The organism is Thiomonas sp. X19 (assembly GCF_900089495.1).
GTDB lineage: Bacteria > Pseudomonadota > Gammaproteobacteria > Burkholderiales > Burkholderiaceae_C > Thiomonas_A.
In genome coordinates, this window is record NZ_LT605203.1 from 864,400 (window position 1) to 880,537 (window position 16,138).

General features: G+C 66.0%; 16 protein-coding genes and 1 tRNA gene. 9 read left to right on the forward strand and 8 right to left on the reverse strand.

The genetic code is table 11. The features are described 5' to 3' along the window. Positions 1–53: 53 nt before the first annotated feature. Entirely contained in the window at positions 54–839 is a 786-nt protein-coding gene (locus THIX_RS04015; protein ID WP_112485102.1) for an EAL domain-containing protein, read from the reverse strand. Positions 840–1,097: 258 nt separating this feature from the next. Here THIX_RS04015 and THIX_RS04020 point away from each other — a divergent pair, with 258 nt between their 5' ends. The 3 genes from THIX_RS04020 to THIX_RS04030 all read left to right on the forward strand — a co-directional run bounded on the left by THIX_RS04020 (position 1,098) and on the right by THIX_RS04030 (position 4,090). Next, positions 1,098–2,957 (forward strand): M61 family metallopeptidase, encoded by a 1,860-nt coding sequence (locus THIX_RS04020; protein ID WP_112488144.1) that lies wholly within the window; start codon positions 1,098–1,100, stop codon positions 2,955–2,957. Between the two features lie 205 nt (positions 2,958–3,162). Next, positions 3,163–3,939: an enoyl-CoA hydratase gene (locus THIX_RS04025; protein ID WP_112485105.1), complete on the forward strand. Its 777-nt coding sequence runs from the start codon at positions 3,163–3,165 to the stop codon at positions 3,937–3,939. A 74-nt stretch (positions 3,940–4,013) separates the two neighbouring features. Next, positions 4,014–4,090 (forward strand) — tRNA-Met (locus tag THIX_RS04030). Between the two features lie 110 nt (positions 4,091–4,200). Here the strand turns inward: THIX_RS04030 and THIX_RS04035 are convergent. Beyond that, positions 4,201–5,178, reverse strand: a complete 978-nt coding sequence (locus tag THIX_RS04035; RefSeq protein ID WP_112485107.1) for a serine/threonine protein kinase — start codon at positions 5,176–5,178, stop codon at positions 4,201–4,203. Positions 5,179–5,782: 604 nt separating this feature from the next. Between THIX_RS04035 and rfbA the strand changes: the two genes are divergently transcribed. From rfbA to miaB, 4 genes are all read left to right on the forward strand, one after another. After that, complete coding sequence (gene rfbA, locus THIX_RS04040) at positions 5,783–6,676, forward strand: glucose-1-phosphate thymidylyltransferase RfbA (RefSeq protein ID WP_112485109.1); 894 nt, start codon at positions 5,783–5,785, stop codon at positions 6,674–6,676. Between the two features lie 31 nt (positions 6,677–6,707). Then, complete coding sequence (rfbC, locus tag THIX_RS04045; protein WP_112485112.1) at positions 6,708–7,277, forward strand: dTDP-4-dehydrorhamnose 3,5-epimerase; 570 nt, start codon at positions 6,708–6,710, stop codon at positions 7,275–7,277. Positions 7,278–7,410: 133 nt separating this feature from the next. Then, positions 7,411–7,800, forward strand: coding sequence for a hypothetical protein (locus THIX_RS04050; RefSeq protein ID WP_112485115.1), 390 nt, complete (start codon positions 7,411–7,413; stop codon positions 7,798–7,800). A gap of 96 nt (positions 7,801–7,896) precedes the next feature. Beyond that, positions 7,897–9,249, forward strand: a complete 1,353-nt coding sequence (gene miaB, locus THIX_RS04055) for a tRNA (N6-isopentenyl adenosine(37)-C2)-methylthiotransferase MiaB (protein WP_112485117.1) — start codon at positions 7,897–7,899, stop codon at positions 9,247–9,249. Between the two features lie 72 nt (positions 9,250–9,321). Here the strand turns inward: miaB and THIX_RS04060 are convergent, their stop codons facing one another. The 5 genes from THIX_RS04060 to THIX_RS04080 form a co-directional block, all read right to left on the reverse strand. Further along, positions 9,322–10,557 (reverse strand): D-alanyl-D-alanine carboxypeptidase family protein, encoded by a 1,236-nt coding sequence (locus THIX_RS04060; RefSeq protein WP_112488145.1) that lies wholly within the window; start codon positions 10,555–10,557, stop codon positions 9,322–9,324. Between the two features lie 258 nt (positions 10,558–10,815). Continuing rightward, entirely contained in the window at positions 10,816–11,499 is a 684-nt protein-coding gene (locus THIX_RS04065) for an alpha/beta hydrolase (protein WP_112485119.1), read from the reverse strand. After that, a complete protein-coding gene (locus tag THIX_RS04070; protein ID WP_112485121.1) occupies positions 11,496–11,837 on the reverse strand; it encodes a ferredoxin in 342 nt (113 codons plus the stop codon). The genes THIX_RS04065 and THIX_RS04070 overlap by 4 nt, the downstream gene beginning before the upstream one ends. Before the next feature lie 12 nt (positions 11,838–11,849). Continuing rightward, positions 11,850–12,983 carry a VanZ family protein gene (locus THIX_RS04075; RefSeq protein ID WP_233224388.1) on the reverse strand — a complete coding sequence of 378 codons (1,134 nt, stop codon included), beginning with the start codon at positions 12,981–12,983 and terminating at the stop codon, positions 11,850–11,852. An 11-nt stretch (positions 12,984–12,994) separates the two neighbouring features. Further along, entirely contained in the window at positions 12,995–13,435 is a 441-nt protein-coding gene (locus tag THIX_RS04080) for a CopD family protein (protein WP_112485123.1), read from the reverse strand. 297 nt (positions 13,436–13,732) lie between these two features. On the opposite strand from THIX_RS04080, the gene hemB reads away from it, so the two are divergent. Beyond that, on the forward strand, positions 13,733–14,773 hold the full coding sequence (gene hemB, locus THIX_RS04085; RefSeq protein WP_112485125.1) for a porphobilinogen synthase: 1,041 nt from the start codon (positions 13,733–13,735) through the stop codon (positions 14,771–14,773). Here hemB and THIX_RS04090 read toward each other — a convergent pair. After that, complete coding sequence (locus THIX_RS04090) at positions 14,757–15,203, reverse strand: CopD family protein (protein ID WP_112485127.1); 447 nt, start codon at positions 15,201–15,203, stop codon at positions 14,757–14,759. The genes hemB and THIX_RS04090 overlap by 17 nt on opposite strands. A 511-nt stretch (positions 15,204–15,714) precedes the next feature. Between THIX_RS04090 and THIX_RS04095 the strand changes: the two genes are divergently transcribed. After that, positions 15,715–16,110, forward strand: a complete 396-nt coding sequence (locus tag THIX_RS04095; protein WP_233224709.1) for an ATP synthase subunit I — start codon at positions 15,715–15,717, stop codon at positions 16,108–16,110. Positions 16,111–16,138: the final 28 nt, after the last annotated feature.

The following is a 16,138-nucleotide window of genomic DNA, read 5'->3' on the forward strand; positions in this document are numbered from 1 at the left end:
TCAGGCTTGTCAATCGGGGGTGACGACTCGGCCGAATCGCGGTGCCGAGTCGCTCAAGCCGTGGTGATCTTGCCGGTCTGCTTGAGGAACTGGGCCCAGTCTTCCAGTTCGCGCGGCTCGCCGAACAGATAGCCCTGCATGACCCGCAGGCCCAGGGTGTGCAGGGCTTCGGCATTCTCCTGGGTTTCAACCCCCTCGGCCACGATCATGATGTTCAGGCGCTGCGCCAGGGCGACCAGCGAGCGCACGATTTCCTGGTTGCGCACATCGGTGTTCAGTTCGGTGGTGAAACCGGCGGGAATCTTGATATGTGCCGGGCTCAGGCGCTTGAGGTATTCGAACGAGGCGTAGCCTTCGCCGAAGTCGTCCATCGCGATCAGGATGCCGGCCTGTTGCAGGGCGGTGATGTTGCGCAGCACGCTGGGGAACACCGGAATCGGGCGGCGCTCGGTGACCTCCATGATCAGCCGATTGGCCGGCCACTGGTTGCGCTGCAGCACCTGGTCGATGCGGCGCACGAGGTCGGGGTCGCCGAGCTGGTCGGCCTCGATGTTCACCGAGATATAGCCGCGCCAGCCGGTCCAGTTCGACAGCACGCGGGCTTCCGACACGGCCTCGTCCACCACCCAGAAAAACAGCTCGCTGGTTTGCGACGGCGACAGGCGGGGGAGGAAGGTGAGTGGGGAATGGCGCTTGGGCGCGGTGTCGGCACGCCAGCGAAACAGCACTTCCAGGCCGACGATTTCGCCGCTCGGATATTGCACCTGGGGCTGATACGCGAGCGAGGGAGAGCCGGTGCCGGCATGGATGGCAATTTCGCTGAACACGTCACGTTCCATGGCTTTCCTGTCGGCCTCTCGTTATGTCCGGCCAGATTAGCATGGCACCGCCGGTTTCGAAGGCTGGACGCAAAGCAGAATGCGCTCTTGCGCAAAATCTTGGCGAGATGCGAACAATGCAGGGATTCAGGAGGCATGCCGTGGTTGCCCACAGTTGCCGCGCCGCCATCGCCAACCCGCGTGCAAGTCGCATGGCTTCGCCCCGCCAGCCTCCAGGGATCGAGCACCGCCACAAAGACGTCCGACGCCACCAACGCCATGCCCCAGACCGCCAAAATTCCTGCATTCCGCCCTCGTTCCGCCGTGGCCCGGGCCACGGCGAACGCGGCCGCAGAAGGCCCGCACTACAGCGTGCGCATCGACGACATGCGCGCCCACCTGTTCGCCGTGGAGCTGCGGCTGGCCACGCCCGACCCCCAGGGCCAGGAGTTCTGGCTGCCGGTGTGGATACCCGGCAGCTATCTGGTGCGTGAATTCGCCCGGCATGTGTTGCGGGTCGAAGCGCGTTGCCAGGGCAAACCGGTGGCCTTGCGCAAGGTGGCCAAAAACCGCTGGCGCGCCGCGCCATGCCAGGGGCCGCTGCAACTGAGCTGGACGGTGTATGCGCGCGACGCCTCGGTGCGCACCGCCTGGCTCGATGCCACGCGCGCTTTCTTCAACCCGTCCAGCCTGTTGCTGGCTGCAGCCGGCTGGGAAGCAAAGCCCCACGCGCTGCACATTCTGCCGCCCGCGTCACAGCCCGGCTGGAGCGTGGCCACCACCCTGCCTGCCGCGCAGGTTGACGCGCGCGGCTTCGGCCTGTATCAGGCCAGCGACTATGACCGGCTCATCGACCATCCGGTGGAAATGGGCCGCTTGCTGCGCCTGCAGTTTCGCGCCCATGGCACGCCGCACGAAATGGTCATCGCCCATGCGGACCGGCTGCGCGGCGAGGTGGACGCGAAGCGCCTCAGGGCCGATCTCAAGAGCATTTGCGAAACCGAAATCGCCCTGTTCGAGCCGGAACGTCCGCGCGCCCCGTTCAAGCGCTACGCCTTTCTGCTCGCACCCACCGCCAGCGGTTGCGGCGGTCTGGAGCATGCCGATTGCGCCGCGCTGATTTGTGCCGAGTCCGATTTGCCGCATCCCCGCGACGGCGCCGAGCGCAGCGCCGGCTATCGTCAGTTTCTCGGCCTGTGCAGTCACGAGTATTTCCACGCCTGGAATGTGAAGCGCATCCGCCCGCAAGCCCTCACGCCCTACGACCTGGAGCGCGAAAACACCACCGGCCTGCTGTGGCTGTTCGAGGGCTTCACCTCGTATTACGACGACCTCATCCTGCGCCGCGCCGGGTTGATCGAGCCGCAGCAATACCTCGACCTGCTGGCCCGTGCCATCAACGCCGTGCAGGCCACGCCGGGCCGGCAGGTGCAAAGCCTGGCCGATGCCAGTTTCGACGCCTGGATCAAGTTCTATCGGCCCGACGAGAACACCGCCAACGCCACCGTCAGCTACTACACCCTGGGCGGTTTGTTCGCCCTGGCGCTGGACCTGACGCTGCGCAGCCGCAGCCAAACCACGCTGGACGATGTCATGCGCCTGCTGTGGCAGCGCTACGGCCGTGACGATGCTCCCTTGTATGGCCAGGGTGTTGCCGAGGACGCCTTGCCCGCGCTGGTGCGCGAAGTCAGCGGCCTGGATTTGCGCGGCTTGTTTGCCCGCCATGTGCATGGCCGCGACGAACTCCCGCTCAAGCGCCTGCTGGCCAGCGTGGGTGTGCGCTGGAGCCAGGGCAAGCCCGACGCCCTCAGCAGCCTGGGGCTGCGGCTCGACGATGCGCAGGGGTGGCCGCAGGTGCGGCAGGTGCTGGCCGGAGGCTGGGCCGAGCAGGCGGGCCTGGCGCCCGGCGACATCCTGCTTGCCATCAACGGCCAGCGCGCCAGCCCGGAACAACTCAAGCGCCTGCATGCGCGCGGGCGCGGAGGTGATGTCTGGCAGGCGCATGTCATGCGCGATGCACGCCTGGTGCAGCTTCAGGCGATGCTTCCTGCGCCAGCGCCAGGGCCGGTGGCGCTCAGCGTGGCAGCGACTGCCGCAGCCGGTGCAGCGCGGCGGCGCAAACGCTGGCTGGGGGTTTGAGTCGTGCCGGCATGCTGCTGAGAAGCTGGCTTGCGCTTGAAGCCGGCACCGTCGGCCCCTTGGCCCTGCGCTGCACCGAAGCCGACTTCGAGCGCCTGTTCCGCTGCGCAGATCAAACCCGCCAAGGCGCGGTTGCGCACCCCGCAAGCGCCACCGGTTTCCGTCCTATGCTTGCGGCATTGCCAGCCCCAAGACGGAACTCGCCATGTCCTACGAGCACCTGCTCACTGAAACCCAGGGCCGTGTCGGCCTCATTCGCCTCAACCGGCCGAAACAGCTCAACGCGCTGAACGACGCGTTGATGGATGAACTCGGCGCGGTGCTGTCGGCGTTCGATGCCGACGACGCCATCGCCTGCATCGTGCTCACCGGCAGCGACAAGGCTTTCGCCGCCGGCGCCGACATCGCCGCCATGGCGAACAAAAGCTATACCGAGGCCTATCGCCAAGACTTCATCACCCGCAACTGGGAGCGCCTGCGCACCATGCGCAAGCCGGTGATTGCCGCCGTGGCCGGCTACGCCCTGGGCGGGGGCTGCGAGTTGGCGATGATGTGCGACTTCATCATCGCCGCCGACAACGCCAAATTCGGCCAGCCCGAAATCAAGATCGGCATCATCCCCGGCGCCGGTGGCACCCAGCGCCTGCCGCGCGCGGTCGGCAAGGGCAAGGCCATGGATCTGGTGCTCACCGCCCGCATGATGGATGCGGCCGAGGCCGAGCGTGCCGGCCTGGTGTCGCGCGTGGTCGCTGCCGACAAACTGCTCGACGAAGCGCTGGGCGCGGCGCAAATCATCGCCAGCCATCCCTTGCAGGCCGTGATGATGGCCAAGGAATGCGTCAACCGGGCTTTTGAGGCGCCGCTGTCCGAGGGCATGTTGTTCGAGCGCCGCAGCTTCCACAGCCTGTTCGCCACGCACGACCAGAAGGAGGGCATGGCCGCTTTTCTGGAAAAGCGCGCGCCACATTTCGAGAATCGCTGACTTCGAAGATCGCCGGGATGCGCTGCGCGCCTTGCTTCCAGGTGGTGCGTCGCTATGTTTATAATCAACGGTTTGGCGCTTTAGCTCAGTTGGTTAGAGCGACGGAATCATAATCCGCAGGTCCGGGGTTCGAGTCCCTGAAGCGCCACCAGCAAATTCAAGGGGTTACGAGAAATCGTCACCCCTTTTCTTTTTTGCGCCGCGCCGCGCCAAGTTGTGTTGACCCCCACGGGGGCGGGCTGGGTTTGGCCCTGGGGCCGCTCAGAGCAGCGGCGGTTCCTGCATCAGCGCCACTTGCTCGCGCAGCTCAAGGATGCGGTCCTGCCAGTAGCGGACGCTGCCAAACCAGGGAAAGGCGGCGGGGAAGGCCGGGTCGTGCCAGCGGCTGGCGATCCAGGCGCTGTAGTGGATCAGGCGCAGCGTGCGTAGCGCTTCGACGAGATGCAGCTCGCGGTCGTCGAACGCGCGGAACATCGCGTAGCCGCGCAGCAGTGCCGAGAGCTGGCGGCGCATGTCCGCCGCGTCGCCAGAGAGCAGCATCCACAAATCCTGCACCGCGGGTCCGCTGCGACTGTCGTCGAAGTCGACGAAATGCGGGCCGTCGTCGGTCCATAGGAGGTTTCCGGCATGGCAGTCGCCATGCAGCCGCAGCGTCTGCACGTCGCCGGCACGCTGGTAGGCGCGGCTCACGCCCTCGAGCGCCTGATCGGCGACGCTGATCCAGGCCGGCCGCAAGTCCTCGGGCAGCCAGTCTCCGGCAACGAGGACATTGCGCGGCTCGATGCCGAAGCTCTGGATGTCGAGCGAAGGCCGCGCCTGGTACGCGCCGCTGGCACCAACCGCATGAATGCGGCCGAGGAAACGCCCCAGCCATTCGAGTGTCTCGTCGTGCTCGAGCTCCGGCGTCCTGCCGCCCTGCCTGGCGAACAGCGCGAAACGATGGCCCTCGCCATGGTGCAGCGTTTGGCCGTTGAACGACAGCGGCGGTACAGCGGGAATCTCCTGCTCCGCCAGCTCGAGGGTGAACGCATGCTCTTCGAGAATGGCCGCATCGCTCCAACGTCCGGGCCGGTAGAACTTGGCGATGCGCTGGCTGCCGTCCTCGAGCCCGACTTGGTAGACGCGGTTCTCGAAACTGTTCAACTGCAGCAGCCGGCCATCGCAACGCGTGCCGAGGCTGTCGATCGCGTTGAGTAGGCAATCGGGCGTCAGGTCGGCATAAGCGGTGTCGGGATTCACGTTTCTTGATGGTCAGAGGTGCGCCAGGGCCTAGGCGGTTGAGAGAACGAGCCAGTGTCCTGCTCCAGCACCCTGAACGCCGACTTTGCCTTGCTCGCAGCAAGATAACCGAATGCTCCAAGCGCCGGGCTGCGCTCCACCCGCTCAACGCCGGCACTCGCCCGCCGAGCGGCACGGCCGCCTGCCTTGATGCGGGCACCGAAGGCTCGGCGCAATGCAACAATAAACAACAGGCCAAGGCGGCGGTGATGCAGACCATCAAGCTGGAGATGCGCCGCTTGCCGGCCCAGTATTCAAAGGACGTGCGCAGCGAAAAACACTGGCGCGCGCGCATGCGCATGTGTTCGATCATTACTACGGGGCCGGACGCAGCGCATACATGGGCTGACCGCACGGCGCCAATGCCTCAGCTCCCGGCATGGCGCACATGGCGGGCGAATTCGGAAATCGGACATCCATTCGATCGCCTCAAGCGCCACCCGATGGGGCTCAGCCCGCAAGGCGGGCGTTTAACATCTGGCACCCGTTCCGCGCCTGGGTCGGCGGCTTTTTTTGTACGCTCCCGGCGCTCCTTCACTCCCATCGCATGCAACGCAGATCGTCCATGAACTTGCCCCAGTCACGCAAAGGCATCATTCTCGCCGGCGGCTCCGGCACGCGGCTCTATCCCGTCACCCAGGCGGTGAGCAAGCAGCTGCTGCCGGTGTACGACAAGCCGATGATCTACTACCCGCTGTCGGCGTTGATGCTGGCGGGCATGCGCGACGTGCTCGTCATCTCCACGCCGCAGGACACGCCGCGCTTCACCCAGCTGCTGGGCGACGGCGGCCAGTGGGGACTGAATCTGCAATACGCCGTGCAGCCCAGTCCCGACGGGCTGGCGCAGGCCTTCGTCATCGGCCGCGACTTCGTCGGCCATGCTCCCAGCAGCCTGGTGTTGGGTGACAACCTGTTCTGGGGGCACGATTTTCAGACGCAGCTGCAGCAGGCCAGCGCCCAGGAGCGCGGCGCCACGGTCTTCGCCTATCACGTGCAAGACCCCGAACGCTACGGCGTGGTCGAGTTCGACGCGCAGGGGCGTGCGGTCAGCCTGGAAGAAAAACCGGCCAGGCCCAAGAGCAGCTACGCCGTCACCGGGCTGTATTTCTACGACAACGCGGTGCTCGATATCGCCGCCGCGCTCAAGCCTTCGCCGCGCGGCGAGTTGGAGATCACCGACGTCAATCGCGTTTATCTGGAGCAAGGCGCGCTGCAGGTGCAGACCCTCGGTCGCGGCTATGCCTGGCTCGACACCGGCACGCACGAAAGCCTGCTGGACGCCGGCCAGTTCATCGCCACCATCGAGAAGCGCCAGGGCCTGAAAGTGGCCTGTCCGGAGGAAATCGCCTACCGCCAAGGCTGGATCGACGCCGCGCAATTGCAGCGTCTGGCCGAGCCGATGAAAAAGAACGGCTACGGCCAATACCTGCTGCGCCTGCTGCAAGAGCCGGCGCGTTGACTCGGCCCATCAACGTCGCTGCCCATTCCTCATGCCCTACACCGCAACCCCCACGGCTTTGCCCGACGTGCTCGTGCTAGAGCCCCGGGTCTTCGGCGACGCGCGCGGTTTCTTTTTCGAGAGCTACAGCCGCCGCGATTTCCTGACCGCCACCGGCGTCGACGCCGACTTCGTGCAGGACAACCATTCGCGTTCGGTGCAGGGCGTGCTGCGCGGCTTGCACTACCAACTGGTCAAGCCTCAGGGCAAGCTGGTGCGCGTGACCCAGGGCAGCGTGTGGGACGTGGCGGTCGACCTGCGCCGGCACTCACCCCATTTCGGCCGCTGGGTCGGTGTCGAGCTGAGCGCCGAGAACAAGCGCCAGCTCTGGGTGCCGCCGGGCTTTGGGCACGGCTTTTTGACGCTGAGCGAAAGCGCCGAATTTCTCTACAAGACCACCGATTATTGGTACCCCGAGCACGAGCGCAGTCTGCTGTGGAACGATGTCGACCTGGCCATCGCCTGGCCGCTGCAGGATTTGGCGGCAGTGGGGAAGCAACCCGGCCTGGCGGCCAAGGACGCGGCAGCGCCCAGCCTCAAGCACGCCGAGCTGTACGGCTGAGATCGCGCCCGTCGAGCCCCGCGGGGCGTCTGCCAAGCCGCCCCGGCTGCTACCATTTTGGTCTGCGCTGCGTGCCTTTAGGGCCATGCGGCAAGTTCGGGTCGAACGACCTTCACGCCTCTGGATCAACACCATGAACCGCGTGCTTCGCACCAACTCCATGCGTTCGGCAAGCTTTCGGCTCGGGCTCGCCATGCTGCTTTGCTGGATGAGCGCAGGCATGGCGCAAGCCCAGTTGCAACGCCTGTTCCCAAGCGGCAGCCTCAAAGGCATGGCCAGCTTCGGCTCCTGGCCCGACATCACCATCAACTGCGTCCCCTACACCTTGGGTCCAGGTGTGCGCGTGCTCGACGCCGAGCAGCGCGTGGTGCTCACCGGCCAGTTGCCTGGCCTGGAGAGCGCGGTCGTGTTTCTGCGCGACGCCTCTGGCAGCGTGTTCCGCGTTTGGCTCGTCAGCCCCAAGGACCCCTCGCTGGCCACTGTGCCCAATGCCGCCTCGAACTGCGGCTTCGGGGCGGGTTGAATTTGCATGGCCTGCGGGTCGCTGCCCGCCAGATTGACACCTATTACGCCGCAGCGCGCCTGGTCGCGCTGCGGCGCTCCACCTGAATGCATCGCCATGAAAAAGCTCTACATCAAGACCTTCGGTTGTCAGATGAACGAGTACGACTCGGCCAAGATGGCCGATGTGCTCGACGCCGACCAGTCCTATGAAAAAACCGACAAGCCGGAGGACGCCGATCTCATCCTGCTCAACACCTGCTCCATCCGCGAGAAGGCGCAGGACAAGGTGTTCAGCGACCTCGGCCGGCTGCGCGCGTTGAAGGCCGGCAAGCCCGGGCTGCGCATCGGCGTGGCCGGCTGCGTGGCCAGCCAGGAAGGTGCGGCCATCGTCACGCGCGCGCCGTTTGTCGACCTGGTGTTCGGCCCGCAAACCCTGCACCGCCTGCCCGAGCTGTTGGCGGCACGCGAGCGCACCGGACGGGCGCAGGTGGACATCAGCTTTCCGGAAATCGAGAAGTTCGACCACCTGCCGCCGGCGCGGGCCGAAGGCGCCACCGCCTTCGTGTCCATCATGGAAGGCTGCAGCAAATATTGCAGTTATTGCGTCGTGCCCTACACCCGCGGCGAGGAAGTGTCGCGGCCGCTGGAAGACGTGCTGACCGAAGTGGCCGAACTGGCGGCGCAGGGGGTGAAGGAAATCACCCTGCTGGGGCAGAACGTCAACGCCTGGCGGGCCCCGGTGGAGGGCGAGGAGGGCGATTTCGCCTTGCTGCTGGAGTATGTCGCAGCCATTCCCCGCATCGAGCGCCTGCGCTACACCACCAGCCATCCGAACGAGTTCACCGAGCGCCTGATCGAGGCGCATGGCCGCATTGCGCAGCTCGTGCCGCATGTGCATCTGCCGGTGCAGCATGGCTCCGACCGCATTCTGGCGGCGATGAAGCGCGGCTACACCGCGCTGCAGTTCAAGCACATCGTGCGTCGCCTGCGCGCGGTGCGCCCGGGCATCACGCTGTCGTCGGATTTCATCGTCGGCTTCCCCGGCGAGACCGACGCCGACTTCGCGCAGCTCATGAAGCTGGTGGACGACGTCGGCTTCGATGCCAGCTACAGTTTCATTTTCAGCCCCCGCCCGGGCACGCCCGCAGCCAACCTGGTTGACGACACCCCACCCGAGGTGAAGCTGGCGCGGCTGCAAACCCTGCAGGCGCGCATCGAGGCCAACGCGCAGGCGATATCGCAAGCCATGGTCGGCACGCGGCAGCAGGTGCTGGTGGAAGGCCCCAGCCGCAAGAACGCTGCCGAGCTGCAGGGCCGCAGTGCCAACAACCGCATCGTCAATTTCGCCGTGCCGGCGCACCGGGCGACCGAGCTGGTGGGTGCGCTGCTGGATGTGCGCATCACCGCGGCGATGCCGCATTCGCTGCGCGGCGAGTGGCTGGAGCATGAGGCCGCCATCGCGGCATGAGCCGCCACGGCTCGCATCCATCGGCGTCAACCATTTCGCGGCGGGCTGTTGTTCAGCGCCGCCGAGCGCCAGTTATTTGATCGCCAGGCGCAGTGAATCCCACACGCGCTTGAAGAAACCGGCTTGCGGCACGGCGTCCAGCGCCACCAGCGGGTAGCTGGCAATGGGCTTGCCGTCGAGCGTGACCTGCAGGGTGCCGATTTTCTGGCCTCGGGCGATGGGCGCCACCAGGGGGTCGGGGCGCTGTACCGTGGTCTTGATCTTGGCGCCGTCGCCGCGCGGCACGCTCACCGCCAGGGTGTCGAAGCTGCCGAGCTGCACATGGTCTTTCTCGCCTTTCCAGACATGGGCGCCGAGCACCGGCTTGTTGGCCGTCGCCACATGAATGTCGTCGAAGTTCTGGAACGCCCAGTTCAGCAGCTTCTCGCTTTCGGCGCCGCGTGCGTGCTCGCTCGGCGTGCCCATCACCACGGTCAGCAGCCGGCGCGGGCCGTTGGGGAAGTTGCGCTGCGCCGAGGTGATCATGCAGTAGCCCGCCTCCTTGGTGTAGCCGGTTTTCATGCCGTCCACCGAGGGGTCGGTGAACAGCAGGCTCACGCGGTTGGGCTGGGTGATGTGGTTGTAGGTGAATTCCTTGACCTTGAAGTAGCGGGTGTAGTCGGCGGGGAAGTCGCGGATGATGTGCGCGGCGATGACGGAGAGGTCACGCGCGGTGGTGTGATGGCCCGGGTCGGGCAGGCCGGTCGGGTCCATGAAGTGCGTGCCCTTCAGGCCCCATTGCTGCGCCTGGCGGTTCATCATGCCGACGAAGGCCGAGACCGAGCCGCCCACGGCCTGCGCCAGGGTCATCGCGGCGTCGTTGCCCGACTGCACGATCATGCCCAGCAGCAGGTCATTGACCGACACCGGCACACGCGGGTCGATGAACATGCGCGAGCCGCCAGTGCGCCAGGCCTCGTTGGTTTCGGTCACCATCTGGTTCAGCTTGACGGAGCCGTCTTTCAGCGCCTTGAAGGTGAGATAAGCCGTCATCAGCTTGGTCAGCGAGGCCGGAGCCTCCTGCTGGTCGGCATTCTGCTCGGCCAGGATCTGGTTGCTGGTCATGTCCAGCACCAGCCAGCTGCGTGCCTGCATATTGGGCAGCGGCACGGATTCGAGCAGTGCCGCCGTGGGCCCGGTGGGCACATTGCCCACACCCGTGGTGAGCGGGGCGGGTGCGGGCGCGGCGGCAGGTTTCGGGGCGGCCTGGGCGAGGCAGGCGCAGCTCAGCGCTGCCGCCAGTGCGAGCAGGGCCAGGGATCGGGGCATCTTGAAAGGCATGGTTCGAGCGAGAAAGATGGAAACAGTTGAACAAAGCGGCTGGTGGGCATGGCGGGCTGCGGCGACCCGGTGCAGCCGAGTCGTGACACTGCGCACCATAGCAGCGCCGCAGATGACAAGCCGTTAAAAAGAATGTCGGTTTGGAGTGCGGCGCCGGTGAAATTGTTCGCCTGCGGCTGACGAGATTGCATCGGCCTGTATCTGCAGCGCGGATGCCTGCAGCCAATGGGGTGGACGAGGCGCGCGTCAATCGCTCCTGGCGGTGCCATGCCAGGTGCTGACCCAATCCTTGAGCGGCGTGAGCAGGCCGTGGAAGAAATGCCCCGCCCCGGGCATCACCAACACCGGCTGCTGCTGCGGCCGCGCCCAGTCCAGCACGGCCGTGAGCGGGACCACCTCGTCCTGTTCGCCGTGGATGACGAGCAGGCGTTCGGCCAGCTGTGTGCCGTCGCCCTGCCGCAGGGCGGGCACAGGAAAGCTGACCACCGCCGGGCCGACCAGCGTGAGATGGCCGATGCTGCGGCCCTCGGCGTGCATCGATTGTGCGAGTTGCGCAGCGACGAAGGCGCCGAAGGAAAAGCCGGCGAGCGCAAGTGGCAGCGTTGTCGGTTCCAGCTCAAGCCGGGCCGCAAGCGTCGCCGTGTAATGGCGTAGCAGGGTGCGCAGGTCTTCGGTTTCGCCGCGCCCGGCGTCATAGCTGCCTTCGCTGCCGCCGACGCCGCGAAAATTCGGCCGCACGGTGCAGTAGCCCAGCTGCAGCCAGGCGCGCGCCAAGGTCTGCGCCACCTTGTTGTCCAGCGTGCCGCCGTGCAGAGGGTGGGGGTGGGCGACCAGCGCCAAGCCGCGCGGCGGTTGCGCCGGCGTATCGACCGCCACCTCGATCCAGCCCACCGGGCCGGCAATGCGCTCGCGCTGGGTGTTGCGGTTCATGGTGCGGGTGTTGCGAGTGGCGCAGCGTCGGGCAGCAGCAGGCGCTCGACCACCTCGCCGGCCTTGAGGTGGCGCTCGACGATTTCGTCGATGTCATGCTGGTCCACATAGGTGTACCAGACGCCTTCGGGATAGACCACGCAGGCCGGGCCCTCCTCGCAGCGGTCGAGGCAGCCGGCGCGGTTCACACGCACCTGTCCGGGCCCGGACAGACCTGCGGCTTTCACCGCTTGTTTGCAGTGGTCGAACGCGGCTTCGGCGCCGCGCGCCGCGCAGCAGGGGCGGCCGCCCTCACGCTGGTTGAGGCAGAAGAAAATATGGTGGGCGTAGTGGCTCATGCGGTTGACGGTTCAGGTTGCTGCGCCAGGCCGCACGACGCGCCCCAGCAGATAGAGCCCGGCGACGTAAGGCCACAGCCAGCTCAGCCATTGCGGCAGGCCGAACATGCGGATGAACAGGCCCTGGCTCCAGGTTTGGAGATTTTGCGCGTAATACGGATCGGGCCCGGCCTGGTTGATCCACCACAGCCCGCAGATCAGCGCGATCAGCGCCAGCGCAGCGCACAACCGGCGCGGCAGATGGGTGAGCGGCAGGCCGATGACCAGGCCCAGCGCCAGGCCATGCGTGGCCGCGGGCGTGGCCCAGGCCAGCGCGTGTTCGGGGCCGAAGCCCAGCGCGGCCGACAGGCTCATGGCCGTCAGCCCAGCCAGCGTCAGCGCCAGGCCGATGCGCACGCGTGGCGCGCCGCTGTGCGTCAGCGCCGCGCTGGTCCACAGCGCCGCCATCAGCATGGTCGCGGCGATCCAGGCCTGCTGCTGCGCACCCATGGGCTGCGGCGTGGTCAGGGCCAGCAGGGCGTCGGAATTGAACCAGCGTGCGAATGGGGCCGTGACATCGGGCGCGGTCAGGCTGGTGTCGATCAGGCTTTGCGCCAGGCTGCCCGCCACCTGGCCGGTGGCGAACAGCGCCGGAGGCGGCCAGAGCAAGGCCAGCGGCCACGCCGCCAGCAGCAGCAGCCCGAGGCTGGCATCGCGCGCGAACCAGCGCTCGCGCAGCTGGCGCACCCTTTGGCTGAGTGACAGCCGTGGCAGCAGCCACACCGCCAGCGCCGCGCCCAACACCCCGCCCAGAGTGTTGGTGATCCAGTCGACATTGGACGACACGCGCACCGGCAGGAAGGCCTGCGAGGTTTCCATCGCGAACGACATCAGGCTGCAAGCGATGGACGCCAGCAGCCAGGCGCGCCAGCCCGTCCATCGCGGGCGCAGGCTGGCTGCCGCCAGCAGGCCGAGCGGCAGATAGCCGGCGACGTTGAGCCAGATGTCGCCAAGGGTGATGTAGCGCGGCAGCGGCGCGATGACGAAGTCGAGCGGACTCAGGCCCTGCCAGCGCCAGCCGGAAAAGGGATAGAGACTGGCGTACAGCACCAGCAGCCAGTAAGCCGCCAGTGCGTAGCGCGAAAACACCGAAGGGGCGTGCTTCACCGCATGCGGGCTCAGAACGATGGCTTGATGACGACCAGGGGCACGATGATGAACATGGCGATGGTGGGCACCTCGTTGAACCAGCGAAACCACACGTGGCTGCGGGTGTTGCGGCCCTGCTCGAACTTGCGCAGCACGCGCCCGCAGGCATGGTGGAAGCCCAGCAGTACCAGCACCAGGGTCAGCTTGGCATGCATCCAGCCGTTGCCCGGGCCGCGCAGGCCAATGCCGTAATACAGCCACAGCACGAGGCCGAAGCCGATTGCGGGAATCATCAGGATGGTCATGAAGCGGTAGAGCTTGCGGGCCATGAGCAGCAGGCGCTGACGCTCGGCTTCGCTGCCGGGCGACACCATGGCCAGATTGACGAAGATGCGAGGCAGGTAGAACAGGCCGGCGAACCACGAGATGACAAAAATGATGTGCAGAGCCTTGACCCAGAGAAAAACCATGACTGCTCCTTGTTGTTGGCCGCCAGTTTAAATTTCACGCCAGCGCGCCGTGTTGCCAAGGCCTTGGGCACCCGTGTTTCAAGCGCCGGCCTGGGGTTCCCAGACCATGGGCCGGGGCCATGCGGCAGCGTTCCGGCAAAAAAAACCCCGACAGGGGGTGTCGGGGTCAATAGCCTTGAAACCAAGGCCCCCGCTCAGGGAGGAGAAGCGGGAGGAAGCGCCTCGCGGCAGCCACCTGTCCATCTTGAGTCGCGTAAGCTCAAGAGGTTCCCATCGTCACATAAGGATGCAATTTTTATGGTTACCGCCAACTATCCGGCCTTGCGCATGCGCCGCCTGCGCCGCGACGACTTCACCCGGCGTTTGGTCCGCGAGCACAGCCTGAGCGTCAATGACCTGATCTATCCCGTGTTCGTGCTCGACGGCAGGCAGCGGTATGAAGCCGTGGCCTCCATGCCGGGAGTCGAACGCCTCAGCCTGGACTTGCTGCTGGGCGTGGCCGAAGACTGCGTCAAGCTCGGCATTCCGGTGCTGGCGCTGTTCCCGGTGATCGCCCCGGAACTGAAAACGCCCGATGGCGCCGAGGCCGCCAACCCCGACGGCCTGGTGCCGCGCGTGGTGCGTGCGCTGAAATTGGAATTTCCGCAGCTCGGCGTGCTCACCGATGTGGCGCTGGACCCCTACACTTCCCATGGCCAGGATGGTCTGCTGGACGACACCGGCTATATCCTGAACGAGCCGACGGTGGCCATGCTGGTGCGACAGTCGCTGGTGCAAGCGCAGGCTGGAGTGGACATCGTCGCTCCCAGCGACATGATGGACGGGCGCATCGGCGCCATCCGCGAGGCGCTGGAGGCGCAGGGCCACATCCACACCCGCATCATGGCCTACAGCGCCAAATACGCCAGCGCCTTCTACGGCCCGTTTCGTGATGCCGTGGGTTCCGCCAAGAATCTGGGCAAGTCGGACAAGAAGGCGTATCAGATGGACCCGGGCAACTCCGACGAGGCGCTGCGCGAGGTGCAACTCGACATCACGGAGGGCGCCGACATGGTGATGGTGAAGCCGGGCATGCCCTACCTGGACATCCTGCGGCGGGTGAAAGACGCCTTCCGCATGCCCACCTTCGTCTATCAGGTGAGCGGCGAATACGCCATGCTCAAGGCCGCGGCGCAGAACGGCTGGCTCGATGGCGATGCCGTGATGATGGAGTCCCTGCTCGGATTCAAGCGCGCCGGCGCCGACGGCATCCTCACTTATTTCGCGCGCGACGCGGCGCGCTTGCTGCGCGGGTCCTGCGTGAACGCGAAGCCGCCTGGCTTCAGTGCCAGAGCGTGACCAGCGCGATGGCGATCCAGCCCAGCGTGAAATTGATCACCACCAGTTTGTGAATCTGCTGCAGCGACTGGGCCACCCGGCTCCAGTCCTGCTCCGCAGCCGCGCGGCGCGCACGCTTGAACGGCGCGAAATAGATGTGCCCGAACAGCGCCATCATCACCAGGCCGATGCCGAACATGGCATGCCAGGCCGGTGGGGCATGGGCGAAACCCGCCTGCAGCATGAGCCACAACCCGCTGGCCAGCAGCAGCGCAATGCTGCCCCAGACTAAGGGGAAGAAGCGCCGCAGACTCGCGAGGATGAGGCGCGGCCGCAAGGGGGGCTCCAACGCGGCGAATGCGGCGGGTCTGAGGCTGAACAGCACGAAGGCCATGCCGCCCATCCAGACCATCGCGCCCACCAGGTGGACAAAAATCAGCAAGCCGTTCATGGGATCTCCAGGGCAGTACCCGCAGGGCACTGCAAGCAGCGCCCCCTTCATGGGCTAGCAAACCTCGGGACCGTCCTTTGGATTTGCTGGTGAGAGAGCACGCATTCGAACATGCCCAGGTCAGTGTTGCGCAAGTCGGACAGCGGCTGTTGCTCCGCCGCCTCTGAAACCTTGACGGGCAACAAATCCAGGCTTGGGACGTTGAAAAGCGATGAAACGGGAAAAACCATCCCGTATACTTCCGCTGCTTCGTCGCCCTCTGAATTGTTACAACTCAAACACAAATATACGTGGGCGGCTTGCATGCGACAGCGTGCTTGGGTCGGCAGCGCACGGAGCGACAAATCCTGTCGGGCACCTGTCCGGTCAGCCGCCCCAAGCGGCGCCGCGTGTGGCTGACGAACGAAATTCCCCTGGTCAAGTGAGACAAGTGCAAGCTTCCGATTCCTGGCAGGACGATGCCGACAAGACCGAGCGCAAGCCGCTGACGCGTGAGCAGGCGCAGGCGTTGATGCTGGCCAAGCCGGGTGTCTCGGTGTGGACCGTCGTTGGGCTCCAGGCCTTGGTGGGCGCGTTGGTCGCGATTGCGGCGTACGGCATCGCCGGTCTTCCGGCCGCGCTGTCGGCTTTGTATGGTTGTATCGTGGTCATGTTGCCGGCGGCATTGTTCGCCGGTGGCATGCGCGCCTGGCTGGTGAAGCTGCAACCAGCATTTGCGCTGTTCGGGTTTGCTTTTGGTGAGCTGCTGAAAATTGCGCTGACCGTGGTTCTTTTGCTCCTGGCGCCTCGCCTGCTTCCCGGCCTGAGCTGGCCGGCGATGTTGGTGGGCCTGGTGGCGACCTTGCAGGTGTACTGGATCGCTCTTGTATGGCGCGGCAAGCTGCGCGGCAAAGCGCCCAAAGCCTGAGCCTGTCCTCACTGAATCGGCCATTTAC

What these genes read in the sequence shown, in the direction of transcription:
- THIX_RS04065 (WP_112485119.1), bottom strand. Translation starts at nt 11,499, where the DNA reads ATGAACCGCAACACCCAGCGCGAGCGCATTGCCGGCCCGGTGGGCTGG.
- THIX_RS04090 (WP_112485127.1), bottom strand. Translation starts at nt 15,203, where the DNA reads ATGAACGGCTTGCTGATTTTTGTCCACCTGGTGGGCGCGATGGTCTGG.
- THIX_RS04095 (WP_233224709.1), top strand. Translation starts at nt 15,715, where the DNA reads ATGCTGGCCAAGCCGGGTGTCTCGGTGTGGACCGTCGTTGGGCTCCAG.
- THIX_RS04070 (WP_112485121.1), bottom strand. Translation starts at nt 11,837, where the DNA reads ATGAGCCACTACGCCCACCATATTTTCTTCTGCCTCAACCAGCGTGAG.
- THIX_RS04025 (WP_112485105.1), top strand. Translation starts at nt 3,163, where the DNA reads ATGTCCTACGAGCACCTGCTCACTGAAACCCAGGGCCGTGTCGGCCTC.
- hemB (WP_112485125.1), top strand. Translation starts at nt 13,733, where the DNA reads ATGGTTACCGCCAACTATCCGGCCTTGCGCATGCGCCGCCTGCGCCGC.
- THIX_RS04080 (WP_112485123.1), bottom strand. Translation starts at nt 13,435, where the DNA reads ATGGTTTTTCTCTGGGTCAAGGCTCTGCACATCATTTTTGTCATCTCG.
- miaB (WP_112485117.1), top strand. Translation starts at nt 7,897, where the DNA reads ATGAAAAAGCTCTACATCAAGACCTTCGGTTGTCAGATGAACGAGTAC.
- THIX_RS04015 (WP_112485102.1), bottom strand. Translation starts at nt 839, where the DNA reads ATGGAACGTGACGTGTTCAGCGAAATTGCCATCCATGCCGGCACCGGC.
- THIX_RS04060 (WP_112488145.1), bottom strand. Translation starts at nt 10,557, where the DNA reads ATGCCCCGATCCCTGGCCCTGCTCGCACTGGCGGCAGCGCTGAGCTGC.
- rfbA (WP_112485109.1), top strand. Translation starts at nt 5,783, where the DNA reads ATGAACTTGCCCCAGTCACGCAAAGGCATCATTCTCGCCGGCGGCTCC.
- THIX_RS04020 (WP_112488144.1), top strand. Translation starts at nt 1,098, where the DNA reads ATGCCCCAGACCGCCAAAATTCCTGCATTCCGCCCTCGTTCCGCCGTG.
- THIX_RS04050 (WP_112485115.1), top strand. Translation starts at nt 7,411, where the DNA reads ATGAACCGCGTGCTTCGCACCAACTCCATGCGTTCGGCAAGCTTTCGG.
- rfbC (WP_112485112.1), top strand. Translation starts at nt 6,708, where the DNA reads ATGCCCTACACCGCAACCCCCACGGCTTTGCCCGACGTGCTCGTGCTA.